This is a genomic window from Bifidobacterium sp. LH_424 (assembly GCF_056356895.1).
The window spans coordinates 62,058-83,064 of record NZ_JBKEVC010000007.1 but is presented as its reverse complement, the minus strand read 5'-3'; the positions used below and the strand labels follow the sequence as shown (position 1 = coordinate 83,064).

The window sequence follows — 21,007 nt, the reverse complement described above, 5'->3', positions numbered from 1 at the left end:
TCCTTCCGTCATCTACTCGTCGTGCTTGGGCGCGGCGTGCATGTTGCGCGGGTTGCGCGGGTCGTCGGCCGCGAACGTCTCGACCTTCTTCACTTCGAACAGCCTGCGCAGCTCGTCGCGGTTCATCGCCACGGCGCTGCCGAGCGATTCGTCGTCCATCGAATATTCGTCTTCGTCCGCGTCGACCTGCGGTTTCACGGGCCCGGTGGATTGCGCCGGCGGCATGTTCCACGGGTCGTTCGCCCGGGCAACCGGCCCGGGCTGGGGCTGAGGCTGCGACTGGGGCCGCGGCGTGGAGGCGGGCGAAGGCGCGTTCCACGGGTCATCGGGTTCGGCGGGCGGAGGCACGTCCTTCCACGGGTCGTCCGGCTCGACCGGCTCCGGCGCCATGGCCCGCGAGACGCGCGGTCCCGCGCCGGGGCCAGCAGGCCTGTTCCCATTCGCGCCGCGGCCGTCACCGTCGTCCGCGGTGTTCCCGCCACCGAACGAGGTACCGCCGTTCGCCGGCAGCGGCGTGTTCCACGGGTCCGCGGCGGTGTTCCACGGGTCGGCGGGATCCGGCGTATTCGCGGATCTCACACCACCGTCCGCGCGCCGCTCAGGCGACGCGGGTGACGTGGGCGCAACGGGCGCTGCTTGCGCCCACGGATCCGTGTCGTCGCTCAGGTCGGGTACCGCCACCTGTTTGCGATGATGTTCCGGCTCCTGCGTCCGGGATTGCGCGGGGGATTCCCGCTTCGGCATCGGGTGCGCCCAGGGATCGTCGTCCGGCGACGCGGACACCGGCTGGGCCCACGGATCGTCGTTCGCCGACATGGAGCCGGCCGATGCCTTACCCGTACTGGACGGACCAGACGGACCGGCCAGCGCGCCTCGGTGACTGTCGTCGTCCTCCGACTGGCCGGATGCCGCCGCAGACGGTGCCGCGGACTGTTCGCGCGCGCCTTCCTTGGCGGCGACGGCGTTCGCTTCGCCGGATTGCGCCTTGGCGGCGGCCGCCTGCAGGTTCTCCTGCAGCAGCTGGGCCTTGATCCTCTGCTGCTCGCCCTGCGGCAACTTGCTGAACGGCGGCGTCTTCTGGCCGTCGTCCGTGCTGGGCGTCGGCGCGATGTCGGTCTGGTCTCCGAACACCTTGCGCACTTCGCCGCGCACAATCGAGACCACCTTGTTCGTACCGTCCACCGGCTCGGAGGCGACGGCGAGCGCGAACGCGTACTTACTCAGCGCGGTGTCGAACCGCATCCACACGCGCGGGCGGCCCGTCTTCGGGTATGCGGCGACGAACTTGATGCGCACCTTGTCACGCGACACGTAGCGGCGCACGTCCTCGGGGAGGGCGGCGAGCATCGCGTCCCACTTCTGTTCGGGGGTGCGGGTGTCGGGCTGGGCGGGGGCGGAGGGTTGCGCCGGCGCCGTCTCCGGCGAGGCCGCGACGGCCGTCGTCGAGGAGGGCTGGGCCGCCTCCCCCTCGGTCGCGCCGTGCGCGACGGCTCCCCCACGTTCATGGGGACGCGGGGAACCGCCGCCCTGTGCAGAGGCGGCGGTTTCGTGATGCTGGTTGCGGGATGCGCCAGCGAAACCGACGCCGTGCGTTCCGGTCGTCGCGCCGGCGAAACCGACGCGCGCACCCGTCGCGGTACCTGCGGCGGTACCGCCCGTATGAGCGCCGGAACCGGACGCGACGCCGGATGCGGGCGGCGCACCGGCACCCGTCGCACCGGCGACCGACGTGGCGAATCCGTTCTCACGGCCGGCGAGCAGGCGCGCGGCCAGCAGTTCCAGTCGCATGCGCGGCGAGATCGCGCCGGTCATCTGCCCGAGCGTCGCGTTGATGATGTCCGCCATCGCGGTGAGTTGCGACAGTCCGAGCGCCGCCGCCTGACGGTGCAGGTCGTCCATGTCCTCCGCCTCGGCGGTGTCGGAGAGCACGTTCTCCGCACGGTCGCCGGCCAGGGTGAGTACGAGCAGGTCGCGCACGCGGGCGAGCAGATCCTCGACGAACCGGCGCGGGTCGAATCCGCCGACCACGACCTTCTGGATCACGCCGTACAGCTTCTCGCCGCTCGCGTCGATCACCGCGTCGACGGCCTCGCCGATCAGCGCCTCCGGCGTGAAGCCGAGCAGCGCCACGGACGCGTCGTGCGTGATCACGCCGTCCACCGCGCCGACCATGAGCTGGTCCAGCACGGACAGGGTGTCGCGCACGGAACCGCCGCCGGCGCGCATCGCCAGCTTGAGCACGCCCGGCTCGGCCGTGATGTGCTCCTTGGCGCAGATCTCCTCCAGGTACGGACCCATCACTTCGGCGGGGACGAGGCGGAACGGGTAATGGTGGGTACGCGAGCGGATCGTGCCGATTACCTTGTCCGGTTCGGTCGTCGCGAAGATGAACATGACGTGCTCCGGCGGCTCCTCCACGATCTTGAGGAGCGCGTTGAAGCCCTGCGGCGTGACCATGTGGGCCTCGTCGAGAATGAAGATCTTGTAGCGGTCGCGAGCGGGGGCGAAGCCGGCGCGTTCGCGCAGTTCACGGGCGTCGTCCACGCCGTTGTGCGAGGCGGCGTCGATCTCCACCACGTCGATGGAGCCGGGACCGCCGGTGGCGAGGTCCTTGCAGGATTCGCATTCGCCGCACGGATGCGAGGTGGGGCCCTTCGCGCAGTTCACGCATCGGGCGAGGATGCGCGCCGAACTGGTTTTGCCGCAACCTCGCGGGCCGGAGAACAGGTAGGCGTGCGTGAGCTTGCCCTCGTCGAGGGCGCGCATGAGCGGGACCGTGACCTGGTCCTGGCCGATCACCCCCGCGAAGGTGTCGGGTCGATAACGGCGGTACAGCGCCAAAGCCATCGCTGGTTCCTACTTTCTTTCCATCGGATCGTCCGGAACGCGAGCCCGCGTCGGATTCCGCGGGCCGCTGCCCGCCCGGACGCCCATTGCACTGCCCTCTAATCTATCCCAACCGGCGCACGTGCGGTACGCGCCGCATACGCGGTGCCGGACGGGACGCCGCGCACGGGGTCGCACACGGCCGCGGCGACCGCGCGTGTCCGCCGTCCCGCCGCGCATACACTGGGCATATGGGCATTGACACGACGTCAACAATGACGGTCAAAGGTGACGCGAGACGGCTCGCGATTGTGCGCGCGGCACGGGAGATCTGCTTGGAGAAGGGCTTCTCCAAGATCACCGTGAGCGACATCGCCGGACGCGTGCACATGACCAGATCGCTGTTCTACCACTATTTCCCCGACAAGGACGCGGTGGCGGACGCCGTCCTCGACGACGTGGTCGAAGACATCCTGACCAAGCTGGCCGTCTGGGACACGTCCCGCGAACCCGGCAACATCGGCAAGGCGCTCGACGACATCGTGCGCCTCACCCGCGCGCTGATCGCGGACGAGAGCCCGTTCTCCGCACGCATGATCCACGAGGGCAACGCCGAACTGTACATCCGGTTCATCGACCGCATCGCCGACCGCATCGCCGACATGTTCGAACGGACCACCGTGCGCGATTTCGAAGCACTCCACGGGCTGCCAATCAGCAACGTGCACGAGACGTTCTTCACGCTGATCGTGGGCCTCATCTCGCTGCTGCGCTCGCACCCGGAGACGCCGGACGAGACGGTGAAGAGCCTGCTCGCGCAGACCCTGCACCTCACCGAATACATCGGCACGGACTAGACGAACGCGCCGGTGACCGGGTCGCGGCCGTCGCGCCCGAGCATGGCGAGCACACGGTCCTCGCCATGCTCGCGTTCCTGCAGCCGGGCGACGGCGGGAGGCACGAGCACGCGCAACGCATGGCCGCACGCCCGCACCGCGACCGGCAGCCGGCCGACGTACTCGCCGTCAGCCATGAGCACGGGCGGCTCGACGCCCTCCCCCGCACGCGTGATCTCGACGTCGCGCACACGCTTCCAGCCGAACACCTTCGAGCCGAGCAGCTTGCCGTTGTAGCCCTTCGAGATCGCGTCGGCGATCTCCACCACATTCGGCATGTGGTCGATCCAGATCAGGTCGAGCAGACCGTCATCGAGCCGCGAATACGGGGAGACCTCCAGGCCGCCGCCGATATGCCGCGAATTCGCCACGGTGAGCATCGGCGAGACGATGTCCCGCTCCTCCACCGAGCCGTCCGCCAACGTGGCCTTCACGTGGTAGCCGTACCGTTCGAGATGCGCGACCTCCACGAGCACGGCGGCGAAGTAGCGCAGCGAACCGCCCGGCAGCCGCGAACGGTTGGCCCGGTCGTTGATGCTCGCGTCCAATCCGCACGACAGCATGCCCGCATAGTAGCGGTCGAACGCGGACGCCGTTCCGGCACGCGCCTCGCTAGACGGCTCCACCTCCTCGCCGGTGGTCGGGTCGGTCGCGACGGCACCAGCCAGCGCCGTCACCCGCCCCATATCCACGTCGATGTGCGAACCGCGCACGATGGCGCCGACGATGCCCTCCACCGCGGTATCCACACGGTTCACCGGCAGCTTCAGGCCACGGGCGAAATCGTTGCCCGATCCGGTGGCGACGATGCCGAGCGGCTTGCCGCTGGAACCGACGGCGTTCGCGCCGAGGGCGATCATGCCGTCGCCGCCGACCACGACGAGATGGTCATAGTCGGCGATACGCCCGCGCGCGTTGGCGAGGGAATCGTCGAAACCGTCGCCGGTCAGGTCGATCACGTCGAACCCGTACCGTTCGCCGGCTGCGGCCAACAGCCCGCGCACGCGCTCACCGACCGCGGTCCCCTTGCCCTTGTCGGACGCGGGGTTGCCGACCATCGCGACCACACCGTAATCCTTGCTCTCCGTCATGCCTTCACGATAACCGGAAAGCCGGCGGAACCGCCAGTGCCGATGAGGCGATGGCGTTCAGCCGTCGCACGGCACCGGTCCGGCGCGCGCGTCGACCGTGATCTCGGGCATGAACGGCACGTCGGTGGCGAGCGCGACGCGCACCGTCACGTCGCCACCGTCCTCGCCGCCGACCTCGCAGGAGGCGAGGCGGCCGGCGTGCGCCGTCGCGACGGTGGCGGCGACGGCGCACGGCTCACCGCCGCCGACGTTCCGCGCGACCGCCGCGGACAACGCGGCCAGGTCGGCGGCGGACCGGCCGACGGCGCGACGCACCAGCAGGTGGCCGGCCGAGGCGGCGGCGGTCAGCAGCACGGCGACGAGCATGATGAGCGCGATGCCGGCCATCGTGCCGGATCCCTCGTCGGCATGTCCGATCGCGGCGCGGCTCATGTGATCACCCCCACGGCCCGACCCTCGACCCGGGTGGGCAGCACGCCCATCGGATCGTGGATCACCGGGCAATGCGTCGTCACGGTCACCCGATCACCGGCGCGGCTCACGTTCACCGTGATGCCGCCACCGCCGACGGCGTGGGCGACGGCCGAGGGATCGGCGTCGTCGCCGGCCGTGACCGCCGTGCGCACGGCGGCCGAAGCGGCGTCCTGGCATCCGATGGACACCATCACCGTGCGGGCAAGCGCGAGCAGCAGCAGCGCGAGCGCCACGACGGCGGGCAGCACCGTGGCGAATTCCGCGGTGACCGCGCCGGGATCGGCATGCGGCGGGCGTCTGGCCCAACGCCGCATATAGCGTGCGATCATGGCGATCAGCCTCCCATCATCAGCGCCTTCTTGACGATGTCGAGCAGCATCTTGCGCACGGCGTCGGATTTGAGGATGGCGACGAGCAGGGCGGCGAAACCGGTGGCGGCGACCAGCACGACCGCGTATTCGGCGGTGGCGGCGCCCTCCTCGGGTTCGGCGGCGAGCGTGCGCATGCGCGCGTCCATCACGCATAGTCGGGCGCGGCACGTCTCGCGCAGGCGTTCGGCGCGCTCGCGGGCATGGGTGAAGATGCCGGCCCGCCCTTCGCCGTTGACGGGGATGACGGTGTTCATGGGAGTTCCTTTCCTTGAGGATGGTGGGTGGTGGGGTTGGCATGGATGTGGATGTTCGCCGGTTGGCGGGAATCGACGGAGGATGGGGGTGGCAGCTGCCATAGGGGTTGGCGATGAAGGTCGGCGGCGACGCCGGAGGAGGCACGATATTGAGTTATGGACCGATCGGTCGTTCCACTGTGCGCGATGGGGGACGGAGCGTGCAACGGATTCCGGGACATGTGGTCAGTACCCCCTGGTTTTCCACATCCCGGGCGTGTCATCCACATCGTTGTGGATAACAGGGCACGTGATATCACCGGCTTCCGCCGATAACCCCCGATTCCGAAACATGCAGGGATACATACATACGGAACCAGGCTCGGACAAACGAAAAGGCCCGCCGAAGCGGGCCTTTTCCACAAGTCCAACCTAGGAGCAGAATCTCAGCACAACATCATCGTTGCAACGGTAAGTCTTTCCAATGCCCGTCCAACGTATCAGTCCTCGTGACCATTACTCTTTGTGGGCTCTGCTCTGTTCGGTTTTCCTTGTAGTTCATAATCTAGGCGTGCGGGCGGCACCACGCAACCTGGGAAAGGGCGTTGTGCGTTTCTTTGCGCAATTGGTCGTTCGACCGTCGGAAAAACGCTTTTTTGGCGTTTCCTGTTCGTTTTTCGCCGGCGTTCTGTGCCATTGCGTGCGTTTCGGACGTCATCGCGGCGTGTCGTCCAATTGGCGCCGAACGCCGTCCGATTGGCATCCGGCCGCCGCCTGACCGATACGAGGGACCGTCACCATCCGGACGACAAAAACGCCCGATTGTGGACAACCCGTCGGCGGTTGTGGACAACCTGCCGGAACACGGTGGACAATCCGGCGGTTTACGCGGGTAAACCATGGGTTCCGACCACATCACCCCGCACGGCTTGCCCGGCACCCGCCCGCACCGCTTCAATCGAACCATGAACACGCCAGCACCACTCACGCCATCGCCCTCAATACCGCCGCCGATGGATGACCGGACGATCCACGCCGACATCACGTCGTCCGCCGTCGTCCCATCGACCGTTCCATCGGCCGCCTCATCGACCGCCCCTCCGGCCGCGCCGACGCCGGCCATCCCGATGCCGGCCGACCCGCCGTCCGTCGCCCTGCCCCGACGCGGCCCGGCCACGCCGCGGATTGCGACCACGGCGCACGGGCCGACGCCCCGGCGCCACTACGCCCTTCCGCAATCCACGCCTGTGCCGACGCCGGTGCCGGTCCCGACTGCGGCGATACCGGCTCCGGTCACGCCGGCACCGCCGCAGTCCGCCGCCTCCACGCCGCCCGACCGGCGGCGGCGCAAAGGCGCGTCCAAGGCCTTGGGCCCCAGACGAAAGGCGACGCCGCAACGCCTCATGCCTCGTCGGGGCGCGATCGCGACGGTACATCGCGCCAAGCCGTCCGTACCATGCCCGCTCCCGGAGACCCCGACCCCGGGCAATCTCGTCGTGTTCACCTCGCCCAGCGGCGGCATCGGTACGAGCACGCTCATGGCGCTCACCGGACTGGCATTGGACGGACGCGGCGTCGACTGCGCGCTGCTTGACGCCGATCTGGATGGCGGCGGGCTCGGCGTGCTGCTCGGCATAGAGCACGAGCCCGGCCTCACCCTGCAGGATCTCGACGCGCCGCTCGGGCATATCGAGGGATCGGCGCTGAACCACGAACTCCCCGCCTGGGAGGGCATGCGCGTGCTCGCCCATACGCCGTGGCGGGGCGGGAATCCGGAATGGTGGGAGCTCGAGGCCGCGGCGGACGCGCTGGCCGAAGCGAACGACATCGTGATGGTGGATGCGGGCCGGGGCACGGTCATCCCGCGCATGCCCCGATTCGCCGCCGCGCATCAGGTGGTGGCCGTCGACCTGTCCGTGCTGGGCATGGCCCGCGCGAAATCGCATCTCGCCATGCTCGACCGGCTGCGCGACGCCATGCGCGGCGGCGGAGGCGGCACGACCGGGAGCGCCGGCACGACGGGAGCCGTGCCTCCCCAGCCGCTCGTCGTTGGCGTCGAGCCGCGCGGACCGGCCCGATCCAAGGCCTCCTCGTCGGTCGCGGTGGCGGAGGCGGTCGCCTATATCGGCGAGGACATGCTCGGCCCCGTACGCTGCGCACCGGCGTTGTGCGCGGACATGCTCGCGGGGTTGGGCATCCGCACGGTGCCGAAACGCAACCGGCGCGTGGTCGACGCGTTGGCCGACGGCATCCTCGCGGCCGCCGATATCCGCGCGCCGGGAGGAAACCGTGCGGCGGACGGGGAACGGAGGCCATCATGAGCGGAAACCATATGGCGGGCGCGATGAGGGACGCGATGACGGACGTCACGGCGATCGCGTTCGGGCCGCTCGACTCCATCGTGCGCGATCCGCACGTCACCGACGTGGCGGTGACCTGCGACGGACGCGTCTGGGCGGACGACGGAAACGGCATGCGCGAGCGCCGGCCGCGCATACCGTTCCGCGATGCGCGGACCGTGCGCGACTACGCGGTGCGCCTGTGCGCGCAACTCGGCCGCCGTCTCGACGACGCGCGCCCCATCGCCGATGCTTCCAGCGGCGGCGGCATCCGTGTGCACGCCGTGATTCCGCCGATCGTGCCGTATGGCGCGTCCCTGTCAATCCGTCTGCCGGACCGCACGGCGTCCACGCTCACGGACCTGTGCCGCCGTGGATTGTTTCCCGCGCCTTGGCTGCCCGTGCTGCGCGGTCTGGTCGCGCGACGCGCCACGCTGCTCCTCACCGGCGGCACCGGCGCCGGCAAGACCACGCTGCTCAAGGCGCTGCTCACCGAATGCGACCCGGCGGAACGCATCGTCACCGTGGAGGAGGTGCGCGAGCTGGGCGTCCTGCCGCTCGACGATCACGTGTCGATGGTCACGCGTGAGGCGAACGTGGAGGGCGCCGGCGCGGTCGGATTGCCGGAACTGGTGAAGGCGACGCTGCGCATGCGCCCCGACCGCGTGGTGCTGGGAGAATGCCGCGGCGAGGAAATCGCCGACCTGCTGCGCGCCTACAATTCCGGCCACCATGGCGGCATGACCACGCTGCACGCCGACAGCGTCGCGCGCGTGCCGTCGCGTCTGATTGCGCTCGGCCTGTTGGCGGGTCTCGCCCCCGAGGCGACGGCCATGCTCGCCCGTGACGCGTTCGACGCGGTCCTGCACCTGGAACGCGTCGACGGACGACGCCGCATCGCGCAGATCGGCCTGTTGGGCGGGACGGCGGGCGGCGCGCCGGCGGATGACGCGATCGGCATGGCGACGGGCGTCACGGCGACGGGCGGGACCCCTGTCCGCCCGGCCGCGCTCGCGGGAGTGCCGTTGGCCACGTGGACAGGCGCGGACCAACCCTCATACGCGCCGCAATGGCGTCGTTTCACCGACCGGTGGAGGCTGCCATGACGACGACCACGATCATCGCCTCGGCCGGCACCATGCCGGGTGCCATCGGCCCGCTCATCGCGGTTCTCGCGATAGCGGCGGCAATCGCCGCCGTCGCGCCCATCGTCATGCCCGCCATCGTGCGCCCCGTCATGCCGCCGGACGCGCGGAACCGGGCGCGCGGGACGCGCGGACGGCTTGGGAACGACGTCGTCGTTTCCGCCGCGCCGCCGCGCATCGGCATCGATGCGACAATCGCCGCCGTCATCGCGCGCGTGAAAGGCGGCGGCACCGCCGTCGAAGCGTTTGAAGAGCAGGGAGGCGTACGGTTCGCGACGCCGCGCGTGACCGTCGCGCGCGCCGCGACGGTGCTGCGCGTGCGCGCCAAGGACGACGAATCCGAAACGGACGTCGCGACGGCGGCACGGCATCTCGCCGCGGCATGCCGGTTGAGCGAACGTACGGGATGCGAGCTGGCGCGTTGCCTGGAGGCGGTGGCCTCGGACCAGAGCCGGGCACGTCGCGCCGCCGAGCTGAAACGGCAGACGTTCGCGATGCCGAAGGCGACGATACGGCTGCTTTCCGCACTGCCGGCCGTGACCGTGGCGCTCGGCGAGCTGTTGGGAGCGCGACCGGTCGCGTTCCTGTTCGGCTCACCGCAGGGACTGCTGTGCCTGGGATTGGGCGGATTGTGGTATGCGGCCGGTCTGGTGTGGACGCATCGGATGCTGACGTCGTTCGACGATGCGGGAGGCGACACGGACGCCGACCTGCCGATCACGCTCGCCATGCTCCATGCCGCGCTCAGGCAGGGCGCATCCATCCCAGGGGCATTGATCGCCGTGGGCGAGGCGATCGAGCGCCCGGCGCTGGACGATACGGGGCGCGACCGGGCGAAACGCGACGGCACACGGCACGACGGGCCGAAGCATGACGGACCACGACATGACGGACCGAAGCGCCGCGGCCCGGCGCGGGACCTGCCCACGTGTCTGCGCGCGGCCGGCTATGCGCTCACGCGCGGCGCGACCTGGCATGAGGCATGGATCGGCGCGGGTGCGGGAGGCCTGCCGCTCGAATCGGTCCGCGACTGCCTCGGCGAGGCGTGGACGCACGGCGTCTCGCCGACGGCACGGCTGGAACTCGCCATCGAGCGGTACGGCCGGGACGAGACCGCGGCCATCGAGCGGGCCGCGGCCGAGCTCTCGGTGCGCCTGCTCGCGCCCACCGGACTGTGCTTCCTGCCCGCGTTCGTGCTCATCGGCGTGGTACCGGCCATCGTCTCGTTCGCGCTGTGAGGCATACGCCGGCCGTCCGGCCACGCGTTACCGCTCACAGCACCGTCTCCCGCCCACCGGGCGACGCCCAAAATGTGAACTCGCGTTGAACTTTGGCGCGTATACCCACAACCCAACCGTCTCAAGGCCTAGGATGACAATCATGGCACAGATTTTTGACGCACCATCGAAAGCGATCCTGCGAAGCCAAATCGCAGAGCACATCGCCGAAACCGACAAGAACGATCGGCGCGAGACCCTTGAAGGCGAGGCCCCGCTGCCGACCGACCGCTTCTTCGACCGCGAGCTGAGCTGGCTCAAGTTCAACAAGCGCGTCCTCGAACTCGCCGAAGACAAGGACCAGCCGCTGCTGGAGCGCACCAGCTTCGCGGCGATCTTCGCCAACAACCTCGACGAGTTCTTCATGGTCCGTGTGGCCGGTCTCAAGCGCCGCATCGACTCGGGCATCGCCGTGCCCTCCGCCGCCGGCCTGAGCCCGCGCCAGCTGCTGCGCTCGATCAGCGAGCAGGCGCACGCGCTGCAGAACGAGCACGCCCACTACGTGATCGACGAGCTGTTCCCGGCCCTCGCCGAACAGCACATCGTGCTGCTCAGCTGGGACAAGCTCACCACCGCCGAGCAGGAGCGCCTGTCGCGCTATTACCGCCAGCAGGTGTTCCCCGTGCTCACCCCGCTCGCCGTGGACCCGGCCCACCCGTTCCCGTACATCTCCGGCGGCTCCATCAACCTCGCCGTGATCGTCGAGAACCCGGCCTCCGGCAAGTCCCACTTCGCGCGCGTGAAGATCCCGGGCAACCTCAACCGACTCGTGCCGGTCGACGACATGACCGACGAGGAGTCCAAGGAGGAGCGCTACGGGTTCATCACGATGGAGAACCTCATCATCGCCCACCTGGAATCCCTGTTCCCGGGCATGATCATCAAGGAGGCCCGTTCCTTCCGCGTCACCCGCAACGAGGACATCGACGTCGAAGAGGATGACGCCGAGAACCTGCTCAACGCGATGGAGAAGGAACTGCTCCGCCGTCGCTTCGGACCGCCGATCCGCCTCGAGATCTCCGACCAGACCAGCCCGTTCCTCTCCCAGCTGCTCGCCGACCAGCTCGGCGTCACGCCGGAGGAGGTGTACCGTCTGCCGGCACCACTCGACATGACCGTGCTGTTCGAGCTCGGCGGCATCGACCGTCCGGACCTCAAGAACCGCCCATTCATCCCGACCACGAACCGTCAAATCGCCGAGGTCGAGTCGAGCCGCGCGCAGGACATCTTCGCCGCGATCCGCGAGCGTGACATCCTGCTGCACCACCCCTACGACTCGTTCTCCACGTCCGTCCAGGCGTTTCTGGCGCAGGCTGCTGCGGATCCTAAGGTTCTGGCCATCAAGCAGACGCTCTACCGAACCAGCTCCAACTCGCCGATCATCGACGCGCTAATCGACGCGGCGCATGCCGGCAAGCAGGTGCTGGCGCTGGTCGAGATCAAGGCCCGCTTCGACGAGGACGCGAACATCGCGTGGGCGCGCAAGCTGGAACGCGCCGGCGTGCACGTCGTGTACGGCATCGTGGGCCTCAAGACCCACTGCAAGCTCATCGAGGTGGTGCGTCAGGAGGCCGACGGCCTGCGCCGCTACTGCCACGTGGGTACCGGCAACTACAACCCGAAGACGGCCCGCATCTACACCGATCTGGGCCTGCTCACCTGCGACCCGGTGGTCGGCCAGGACCTCACCCGCCTGTTCAACCAGCTGTCCGGCTACGCGCCGAAGTCGAGCTTCCACCGTCTGCTCGTCGCGCCGCGCACCATCCGCACCGGTCTGATTCAGCGCATCCGCCGCGAGGAGGATGCCGCCCGCGCCGGCAAGGAGGCGTGGATCAAGATCAAGGTCAACTCCGTGGTGGATGAGAAGACCATCGACGCCCTGTACCGCGCCTCGCAGGCGGGCGTGAAGATCGACATCGTCGAGCGCGGCATCTGCTCGCTCAAGCCCGGCGTTCCCGGCCTGTCCGAGAACATCCGCGTGCGTTCGATCCTCGGCCGCTTCCTCGAGCACAGCCGCATCTACGCGTTCTGCAACGCGGACGGCCCGCAGATCGGCGAAGGTCCGCTGTCCGGCCCGGAGGTGTGGATCGGTTCCGCCGATCTGATGCACCGCAACCTCGACCGTCGCGTCGAGGCGCTGGTGCGCATCACCGCGCCCGAGCAGATTCAGGAGCTGCTGGACTACATCGACCTGCAGATGGCCGATTCCACCTCCAGCTGGCACATGCTGCCGGACGGCTCCTACGAGCGCCACTCGAAGGACGAGGAGGGACGCCCGCTGGTGGATTGCCAGGAGTACCTGATCCGCAAGCACACGCGTCGTCGTGGCAACCACAGCTGAGACAACCACAGCTGACGCCGCAGCTGAAGCGACGGGCCTCGCATGAGACCCCGTCGCCCGACGTTCGCATAGCGGTCGCGCCGGTGGAACCTTTGGCCACCGGCGCGACGGATTCACGCCAAACGGCGTATGATGAAACCCGGAATTCGTGAACGTTAACGCAAATGAAGGCCGACCCGAAATGGGTCGGCCTTCGTCGTTGCAGCGGGAAAACTACGTAGAGTCCTACGCGAGCCCCCGCCTGCGACCCTGCGTACAATCGAAGGGTGAACAAGAAAATGAGCAAGATCGTGGAAGCGGCCGGCGGAATCCTCTACAGACGTCGCCGTCTTCCTGACGACGTTGCGCGACGACGCGCCGACGAAGGCTCCTCCGTGATCACGGCCACGGCCACCGCCGCGGTCCCCGCGACGACCGCAACCACCGCGAACGTCGCCGCAAGCAACGCAACCACCACGGAAAATTCCGTCACCACCGCTTCCACCGCCTCCCCCGCATTCGGCACCCCGCGGTTCGACGACATCGAAGTCTGCCTCGTGCACCGCCCGAAATACGACGACTGGAGCTGGCCGAAAGGCAAGGTCGACCCGAACGAATCGCATATGCACGCCGCCGTGCGTGAGATCGGCGAGGAGACCGGCCTGCCCGTCGCGCTCGGCCCGTACCTCGGCGACGTCGAATACCCGCAGTCCGAAGAAGGCAGCAAGCGCCGCCACACGAAGAACTACGCCCCGGACGTGAATACGAAGCACATCCGCTTCTGGACGGCCACCGCCATCTCCCCCGTCGACAAGCTCAAGCGCACCGCCGCACTCGGCCCCGTGCACCGCGCCGACGTGGGCGAGATCGACGACGCGATCTGGCTCACCCCGGACAAGGCGCGCAAGAAGCTCACCCATTCCACGGACAAGGAGATCCTCGCCCTGTTCATCGATCGCCTCCAGGAGGGCGCGGCCGACGCGGTGCCGGTCATTCTCGTGCGCCATGGCAAGGCGGAGGCCCGCAAATCCTGGAAGGGCACGGACGCGAACCGTCCCATCACGCCGCGTGGAGCCGCCGCCGCGTTCGCCCTGAGCCACGAACTCGCCTGCTTCAACCCGGTGCGCCTCGCCACATCCCCATGGATCCGCTGCATGGAGACCCTGGAGACGTTCTCCTGGCAGACCGGCCGCGACATGGTCAAGCTCGACCCGCTCACCGAGGACGCGTTCGCCGCGGACCCGCAGGCCGCATGGGAATGTTTCAAGTCCGAGATCGACTATGCGCTCAAACACCGCAATCCGGCCGCGGTCTGCATGCACCGGCCGGTGATCGGTGGTATATTCGACCATCTGCGCGCCTTGTGCGTCTCCGATTCGCTCGCGAAGCGTCTGATCGCCAAGTCGCCCTACATGCCCACCGGCAGCGCGCTCGCGCTGTTCGCCATCGCCACGCCGAAGGGCCCCCGCATCATCGATATCCAGAAGGTCATTCCGCTTGTCTACTAGCTTCCCCACCACAGGAACCGCCGGAATCACCGGCAACACGGGCAACGGCTCCGTGCTCGCCTCCCGCTCCGGCTTCGTGCCCACGCCCGGCTCCGCGCCGCGCCCGTCGCGCCCCGGCCAGCTCGCCCCCGCCCTGCTTGAGCAGATGGCGGGCGGCAACGACCCGGGCGTCGTCAACGAGATCGCGCACTCCTCCGCCTCCGCGCTGCTCGACCGCGTGCGCCACAGCGAGGATCCGGCGGTCGTCGCGCGCGTGCTCACCGTCGTCGAGCGCGAAGGCGTGGACGACATCGCCGAACTGTGGAGCTCGTCGCCGGCGGACACGCTGCCCGGCGTGCTGTGGCGCCTGTACATGCTGCGCACGTGGATGCGCACGCACCGTGACGCGATCGCGCGGCTGTGGCGCGTCGGCGAGCCAGTCGCGACGTCCGCCTCCGCGATCGCCGGCGTCGACCAGGCGCCGACCGAGGACGACATCGCGCGTCTCGCCGATTCGATTCTGTCCGGCGCGTTCACCGGCGATTTCGCCGTGGCGATGGAACGCGCGGCCGCGTTCACCGACGTGGTGGCGCTGGGACTGCGCATCGAGGCGAAGCATCTCGCCGAACAGGCCGCCACGCTGGGCGCCAAGTCGAACGCCGACAAGGCGGCGCGGCTCATGCACACGGCCGCGAACCTGTTCGTCACCGCCAAGGACTTCCACCACGCCGCGAACCTCTGGCGGCGCGGCAAGCTGGAGTAGCGGAAAGAAAAAGAAAAAAGCAAAAAGAAAAGCGCCGAACCGTGAAAGCGCCTGTCGGCGCAAGGGCCGCTCGCGGCGGCAAAAAATGGAGCCCGGGGCTTAAGCACGGCCCGACGCGGATAACAGTATAAGCATTGACAAGCTCATGCCACGCCGCGCACACGGAATCCGCCGCCGCGAGCCCCTTCGGGCCTTGCAATTACGGACTTCGCTACGCGAAGCCTCAATTCTGCCTTCGTTCGCCTGTCGGCTCACTCAGGCTGACGCTACGGGGAATCCACCGGATTCCCCGCTCGACGCGTCAGCCCTTGCGCCGACAGGCGCTTTCACGGTTCGGCGCTTTCTCTTTTGTCTCTTCTGACTCACTCCTCCAGCGGCGTGACCTGTACCACGCGCGCGGCGAGACGTTCCACGATGTCGTGGTGGTGGGTGGAGAGCAGCACGGTCTTGCCGGCATCCACGAACGCGCGCAGCACGCGCACCACCACATCGGTGTTGCGCTCGTCCAAGCCGTCGGTGGGCTCGTCGAGCACGAGCAGATCCGGGTTCATCGACAGGCAGCACGCGATGGCGACGCGCTTCTTCTCGCCGCCGGACAGCCGGTAGGGCGCGCGGCCGCGCAGACGTTCCAATCCGAACAACGCCACCATGTCGTCCACGCGCCGCGCCACCTCGTCATCCGGCAGCCCCATCTGCATCGGTCCGAACGCGATCTCCTCCTCGACGGACGGGCAGAACAGCTGCGTATCCGAGTTCTGGAACACGAATCCGACGCGCTGGTGCAGCGCCTTCGCGAACCGGCTGTTCCGCGCCTCGACGGCCGCGCGCGTCACCGGCGTGCCGGCGAACCGGTATGCGCCCGCATCGGGGAATTCCAACGCGTTGATGATGCGCATGATCGTGGTCTTGCCCACCCCGTTCGGGCCGAGCAGCGCCACGCACTCGCCGCGCATGATGGTCAACGAGAAATCGCGCAGCACCGCATGCGAACCATCATCATACGGATCGCGGTACGAGAACCCGATATGGTCCAGCTCCACCAGCGGCGTCCCAGCCGTTCCAGCCGCGCCAGCCGTTCCGGTCGTTCCAGCCGCACCCGACTTCCCCGCGCCGAACGCGTCATCTCGAATCGCATCCTCACGAATCGCCCCGTCAGCCATCATCGACCACCTCCACAACAGCCCCTCACCATCGTCTTCATCACCACATCCATCATCCCGTCACCCCGTCACCACGGCCACCGCCACCACGACCGCCACGCCAGCCGCATACGCCGCGTTCGCCCAGGTGACCAGCGGTTCGCGCCGCACATGGTACCGCCCGTCGAATCCGCGACAGGTCATCGCCTCGGCCATGGCCTTCGCCTCGACGTGCGCCCGCAGGAACACCGCGCCGATCACACGCCCCGCGGACATCATCTTGCGCCGGTCCCGCCCGACGCTGCGCAACCGCAACGCGTCGAGCAGCCCCACCATGGACCGTCCGAGGATGTCGATGAACTGGATAGTCACGTCGCACACGTACACGACGCTGTCCGGCACGCCCACGCCACGCAGCCCGGTGAGCAGCCGGTTCCACGCGACGGTGCGCGCGAGCGCGACCACGAGCGCGACGGCGACGAACGCGCGCACGGCGAGCCGCACCACGACCGCCCCGGATTGTCCGACGAGCAGCGCCGGCAGCCCGATCACGACGCTCAGCAGGGTCACGGCGAACGCCGGCCTGAGAATCGCCAGGATGAGCCGCGCCGGCCGCGCCGCCAGCATGACGAGCACGAGCGCGAGCGCCGCATAGGAGAACGCCATGCCGCGCGTCGCGTTCACGCAGACGATGATCGCGATGATGCCGACGAGCCGCAGTCCGGGCGAGACCCGCCCCAGCGCGCGGTCGAGCGGACTGTCCGCGACCGACACGGGCGCGCCGACCTGTCCGAGCATGCCGCCCAGCCGCGCGAGATTGCGTTCGATGAACGTGGACCGGTCCGTGGGCGGATCGTAGCGTTCGGACGCGCGCAACCACGCGGGAATCGTCACGGCATCGGTCTCGCCGCCAGTCGTCGGCCCGGTCGAATGTCCGGTCAAGCGCGCGTCCGTCTCGCCGGTCATGCCGCGGACGCGGACTTGCGCCGCGCACGCCCGCGCACGGCGAAGGCGAGCAGGCGGAAGACGATGGTGAGCACGGCGATGCCGATCACGGCGCTCAGCAGGTATCCGGCGACGTCCGGCAGCCCGGCGAGCGCGTAGTCGGGCAGGAGCGCGTTCCAGCTGGATCCGTGCGCGATGTACTGCGGCACGTAGTCGAGTCCGGTCGCGGTCATGAAGTCCTCGGCTCCCCATTCGCCCCACGCGTCGCCGGTGGCGATGAGTCCGATCGGCGAGAGCAGCGCGACGACGCCGAGCGCGATCCACGCGCTGCGTCGCAGTCCGTCGCGGCCGGTGCCACCGTCATGTCCGACAAGTCCGTCACGTTCCCCACGAACCGTCACGGCACCGGTGCCGCCCACGCCCGTCGCGATGATCTCGGGTGCGGTGCGCCGCACGAATTCGACGACGACCACGGTAAGCAGTCCTTCGACGACGCCGGCGACGGCGAGGTGCGGCACGAGCATCGCGGGGATGGTGACGGCGAACGGGAACGGGAAGTAGAGCGCCTGTCCGTCGGCGTCGTGGAAGAGCAGTGGCTGCGCGCCGAGTTCGAGCGCCACGCACAGGGCGGCGAGGGTGAGGCCCACGTAGCCGGCGAGGAACGTCGCGACGCGGCCGGCCGCGCGCGCGGTGCCGTCGCGACGCGCACGCGCGTTCGCGCCGTCGCGGCGTCCGGCGACGAGACGCGCGACGCCACGACCCGCCGCGGCGATGCCGTATGCGGCGAACGGCAGCACGACGGCCATGTTGAAGCAGTTCGCGCCGAGCGTGATGATGCCGCCGTCGCCGAAGAGGAGCGCCTGCAGCAGCAGCGCGACGGACACGGCGACGGTCGCGTACTGCGGTCCGAGCAGGAGCGCGATGAGCGCGCCGCCGACGCCGTGCGCGGTGGTGCCGCCGGGCGTGGGCACGTTGAACATCATGATGAGGAAGGAGAACGCGGCGCCGGCGCCCAGATACGCCATCCGTTCCGGCGTGGCGTCACGCATGACGTGGCGCAGGCACAGCACCCAGATCGGGATCATGACGGCCCAGAACAGCGCGCCGGTGGACGGCGAGACGAAGTTGTCGGGGATGTGCATCGCCAGCGTGGCGGCCTGTGCGGATGGGGTGTCGGTGATCATGCGCGCTCCTTCTGCTCCGCCGCGGTCGGTTCCGCTTCGGTTCGTGGGTTTCGTGTCGTATCGTGTGACGTAATATCACATCCGTGATTCGGGCAGGGTCCGGCGGCCTTCCGACCGTTGCAATCATTGCGAAACGCCGATGCGCGGACGCGAGCCGTCCATATGCCGGACGGTATTTTCCGGCGGTATTTCCCCGATGATTCCCATCCGTTACATACGTGCGCGGCGACGCTCCTACACTGTTCGCAGATCGCCGCCCGGCAGTCGGACGGCCATGCACCCCGACACTGAAGGAGGGCGGATGATCGCCAAGGAGATCACCGGCAACATCATCAGCCAGCGGTATGACGACGGCAAGCTCGCCGTGCCGATCGCGTTCGACTGGTTCGAGACGGACAAGAAGCGCATGCGCAAGGTCGCCGAGGACGGCACCGAGTTCGGCATCATGGTGGGCCGCACCATCAAGGACGGCGACGTGCTCGCCGAGACCGACGACAAGCGCTATTTCGCGCGTATCCGCACCGCGCAGCTCATCGAGATCCCCGTGGACTCGATGAAGGAGATGGGCCGCCTGTGCTTCGAGCTCGGCAACCGCCATCTGAGCCTCAAGGTGGAGGACGACCGCGTGCTCGTCCCCTACGACCATCCGACGATGGAGTACACGAAGAAGATCGGCTACGAGCCGCACATCATCGAGGGCGGGTTCGACGGATTCCTCATCGTCAAGGCGCACGCCGGTTCGGGCACGATCATCCCCGGCACGAACAAGACGACGGGCGACGTGGCCGAGGAGGAGCAGGAGGCCGAGGCGGACGCCGCGTGGGCCGCGCAGGAGGCCGGCGGGAAGCACGACGATCACGCCGAGCATGAGCACGCCGACGAGCACGGCCATCACCACCATCATGTCGAGGAGCCCGGCGTCGATGCCGACCACCCGTACCAGCTCAAGCCGGGCGAATACGAGTCGAACGGCGTGCTGCACCGCCCGGACGGCTCGCACAGCCACGACGGCGGCCGCACCTGGCACACGCACTGATTCCCGATTCCGCCCCAGGAAAGCCGAAACCATGAACGTCAACGAGACCGAGGCACGCCGCCTCGCCATGCTGCAGGTGTGCGACAGCGTCTTCCCTGTGGGCGCGTTCGCGCTGTCCAACGGCATGGAGACCTTCGTGCAGCGTGATTTCCTGCGCCGCGGCCCCGACTTCGAGCAGTACATGAAGAACTATCTCGAGGTCGCGCCGTACAAGGAGATCGGGCAGATGGTGCTCGCCGGCAGGGCGGCCACCGACGCGCGGCTGTCGCGCAACGGGCTCACGAAACGGCTCGCCGCGCTCGACGAACTGTCGGGCGCGCTGCAGTCGGCGCGTGAGATCCGCGAGGGCGGCGAGCGCATGTGCACGCGCCTCATCAAGCTCGCCAGCGAGATGGATCCGGGACTCGAACACTCCCCCAAGCTCGGCCTGTACGCGGAACTCATCCGCGCGAAACGCTGCCGCGGGCTGCATTCGATCGCGATGGGCCTGTACGCGGCCGACCATGCGCCGAACATCCGCGACGCGGCCATCATGTACGGCTATTCGCTGCTGAGCGCGCTCACCATGTGCGCGGCGAAGGCGATTCCGCTGAGCCAGTACGCGGGCCAGGTCGCGTTGCACGATTCGTTCCCACGGCTCGTGCGCGCCGTCGACATCGCGATGACGCTCGGGCCGGACGACCTGGGCATCTCCGGCGCGTTCCTCGACATCGCCGCGATGCAGCACGAGACGCTGTACTCGCGCCTGTACATGAGCTGACGCGAACCGCAATCACCAACCAAAAAACAAACCACAAAACGCAACCCACACAATCACAACACGCAACCCACATCCATCTACCAACCCAAGGAGCACACATGTCCTACGTGCGCATCGGCGTGGCCGGTCCGGTCGGTTCCGGCAAGACCGCGCTCATCGAACGCCTCACCCGCAAGATGGCCGACGACTACAGCATCTGCGTCGTCACCAACGACATCTACACGAAGGAGGACGCCGAGTTCCTCATCGAACATTCGCGCCTCGCGCCGGACCGCATCGTCGGCGTGGAGACCGGCGGCTGCCCGCACACCGCGATCCGCGAGGACTGCTCGATGAACCTGGAGGCGTGCGAGGAGATGGCACGCACCCACCCGGACGTCGAGATCATGTTCGTCGAGTCCGGCGGCGACAACCTGTCCGCCACGTTCAGCCCGGACCTCGCCGACGCGACGATCTACGTGATCGCCACCGACGAGGGCGACAAGATCCCGCGCAAGGGCGGCCCGGGCGTGACGCGCTCCGACCTGCTCGTCATCAACAAGGCCGACCTCGCGCCGCTCGTGCACGCCGACCTCGACGTGATGGCCCGCGATTCCAGGAAGATGCGCGGCGACCGCCCGTTCATCTTCACCGACCTGATGGGCGGCGCGGGCGTCGACGACGTGATCGACTGGATCAAGAAGAGCGTGCTGTTCGAGGACATGTGATTCGCGGCACCGGC

18 protein-coding genes are annotated in these 21,007 nt (G+C 68.5%); 10 read left to right on the top strand and 8 right to left on the bottom strand.

Annotated features, from left to right (window positions below; translation table 11 throughout):
* Positions 1-12: 12 nt before the first annotated feature.
* Positions 13-2,847, bottom strand: coding sequence for a DNA polymerase III subunit gamma and tau (locus AC1AYP_RS07170; RefSeq protein WP_476547266.1), 2,835 nt, complete (start codon positions 2,845-2,847; stop codon positions 13-15).
* A gap of 254 nt (positions 2,848-3,101) precedes the next feature.
* Between AC1AYP_RS07170 and AC1AYP_RS07165 the strand changes: the two genes are divergently transcribed.
* The gene (locus AC1AYP_RS07165) at positions 3,102-3,683 is read left to right on the top strand and encodes a TetR/AcrR family transcriptional regulator (RefSeq protein ID WP_476547265.1); all 582 of its coding nucleotides are present in this window, start codon (positions 3,102-3,104) and stop codon (positions 3,681-3,683) included.
* On the opposite strand, the gene AC1AYP_RS07160 is transcribed toward AC1AYP_RS07165, so the two are convergent.
* Genes AC1AYP_RS07160 through AC1AYP_RS07145 form a run of 4 tightly spaced genes read right to left on the bottom strand, consistent with a single transcriptional unit; the run spans position 3,680 to position 5,912 of the window.
* The gene (locus AC1AYP_RS07160; protein WP_476547263.1) at positions 3,680-4,813 is read right to left on the bottom strand and encodes a diacylglycerol/lipid kinase family protein; all 1,134 of its coding nucleotides are present in this window, start codon (positions 4,811-4,813) and stop codon (positions 3,680-3,682) included. The genes AC1AYP_RS07165 and AC1AYP_RS07160 overlap by 4 nt on opposite strands.
* Before the next feature lie 57 nt (positions 4,814-4,870).
* Positions 4,871-5,245: an Rv3654c family TadE-like protein gene (locus tag AC1AYP_RS07155; protein WP_476502666.1), complete on the bottom strand. Its 375-nt coding sequence runs from the start codon at positions 5,243-5,245 to the stop codon at positions 4,871-4,873.
* Positions 5,242-5,616, bottom strand: coding sequence for a TadE family type IV pilus minor pilin (locus AC1AYP_RS07150; RefSeq protein WP_476547260.1), 375 nt, complete (start codon positions 5,614-5,616; stop codon positions 5,242-5,244). Before AC1AYP_RS07150 ends, AC1AYP_RS07155 begins: the two co-directional genes overlap by 4 nt.
* A 5-nt stretch (positions 5,617-5,621) precedes the next feature.
* The gene (locus AC1AYP_RS07145; RefSeq protein ID WP_476502668.1) at positions 5,622-5,912 is read right to left on the bottom strand and encodes a DUF4244 domain-containing protein; all 291 of its coding nucleotides are present in this window, start codon (positions 5,910-5,912) and stop codon (positions 5,622-5,624) included.
* 992 nt (positions 5,913-6,904) lie between these two features.
* On the opposite strand from AC1AYP_RS07145, the gene AC1AYP_RS07140 reads away from it, so the two are divergent.
* The 6 genes from AC1AYP_RS07140 to AC1AYP_RS07115 all read left to right on the top strand — a co-directional run bounded on the left by AC1AYP_RS07140 (position 6,905) and on the right by AC1AYP_RS07115 (position 15,222).
* Positions 6,905-8,212: a CpaE/TadZ family protein gene (locus AC1AYP_RS07140; RefSeq protein ID WP_476547258.1), complete on the top strand. Its 1,308-nt coding sequence runs from the start codon at positions 6,905-6,907 to the stop codon at positions 8,210-8,212.
* A 23-nt stretch (positions 8,213-8,235) separates the two neighbouring features.
* Complete coding sequence (locus tag AC1AYP_RS07135; protein ID WP_476547299.1) at positions 8,236-9,336, top strand: CpaF family protein; 1,101 nt, start codon at positions 8,236-8,238, stop codon at positions 9,334-9,336.
* The gene (locus AC1AYP_RS07130; RefSeq protein ID WP_476547257.1) at positions 9,333-10,613 is read left to right on the top strand and encodes a type II secretion system F family protein; all 1,281 of its coding nucleotides are present in this window, start codon (positions 9,333-9,335) and stop codon (positions 10,611-10,613) included. The genes AC1AYP_RS07135 and AC1AYP_RS07130 overlap by 4 nt, the downstream gene beginning before the upstream one ends.
* A gap of 142 nt (positions 10,614-10,755) precedes the next feature.
* Positions 10,756-12,993, top strand: a complete 2,238-nt coding sequence (locus tag AC1AYP_RS07125) for an RNA degradosome polyphosphate kinase (protein ID WP_476502671.1) — start codon at positions 10,756-10,758, stop codon at positions 12,991-12,993.
* A gap of 278 nt (positions 12,994-13,271) precedes the next feature.
* On the top strand, positions 13,272-14,480 hold the full coding sequence (locus AC1AYP_RS07120; RefSeq protein ID WP_476502672.1) for an NUDIX hydrolase: 1,209 nt from the start codon (positions 13,272-13,274) through the stop codon (positions 14,478-14,480).
* A gap of 145 nt (positions 14,481-14,625) precedes the next feature.
* Positions 14,626-15,222 (top strand): hypothetical protein, encoded by a 597-nt coding sequence (locus tag AC1AYP_RS07115; protein WP_243394372.1) that lies wholly within the window; start codon positions 14,626-14,628, stop codon positions 15,220-15,222.
* A gap of 362 nt (positions 15,223-15,584) precedes the next feature.
* Here the strand turns inward: AC1AYP_RS07115 and AC1AYP_RS07110 are convergent, their stop codons facing one another.
* From AC1AYP_RS07110 to cbiM, 3 genes are read right to left on the bottom strand one after another with little or no spacing between them, the layout of a single operon-like run.
* Positions 15,585-16,385, bottom strand: coding sequence for an energy-coupling factor ABC transporter ATP-binding protein (locus AC1AYP_RS07110; RefSeq protein WP_476547255.1), 801 nt, complete (start codon positions 16,383-16,385; stop codon positions 15,585-15,587).
* 57 nt (positions 16,386-16,442) lie between these two features.
* Positions 16,443-17,303 carry an energy-coupling factor transporter transmembrane component T gene (locus AC1AYP_RS07105; protein WP_476547253.1) on the bottom strand — a complete coding sequence of 287 codons (861 nt, stop codon included), beginning with the start codon at positions 17,301-17,303 and terminating at the stop codon, positions 16,443-16,445.
* A gap of 20 nt (positions 17,304-17,323) precedes the next feature.
* Positions 17,324-18,490 carry a cobalt transporter CbiM gene (gene cbiM, locus AC1AYP_RS07100; protein ID WP_476547251.1) on the bottom strand — a complete coding sequence of 389 codons (1,167 nt, stop codon included), beginning with the start codon at positions 18,488-18,490 and terminating at the stop codon, positions 17,324-17,326.
* 301 nt (positions 18,491-18,791) lie between these two features.
* On the opposite strand from cbiM, the gene AC1AYP_RS07095 reads away from it, so the two are divergent.
* The 3 genes from AC1AYP_RS07095 (at position 18,792) to ureG (ending at position 20,993) form a co-directional block, all read left to right on the top strand.
* A complete protein-coding gene (locus AC1AYP_RS07095; protein ID WP_476547250.1) occupies positions 18,792-19,526 on the top strand; it encodes an urease accessory protein UreE in 735 nt (244 codons plus the stop codon).
* A gap of 31 nt (positions 19,527-19,557) precedes the next feature.
* Positions 19,558-20,286 carry an urease accessory protein UreF gene (locus AC1AYP_RS07090; RefSeq protein ID WP_476547248.1) on the top strand — a complete coding sequence of 243 codons (729 nt, stop codon included), beginning with the start codon at positions 19,558-19,560 and terminating at the stop codon, positions 20,284-20,286.
* A 98-nt stretch (positions 20,287-20,384) separates the two neighbouring features.
* A complete protein-coding gene (ureG, locus tag AC1AYP_RS07085; protein ID WP_476547246.1) occupies positions 20,385-20,993 on the top strand; it encodes an urease accessory protein UreG in 609 nt (202 codons plus the stop codon).
* Positions 20,994-21,007 lie beyond the last annotated feature (14 nt).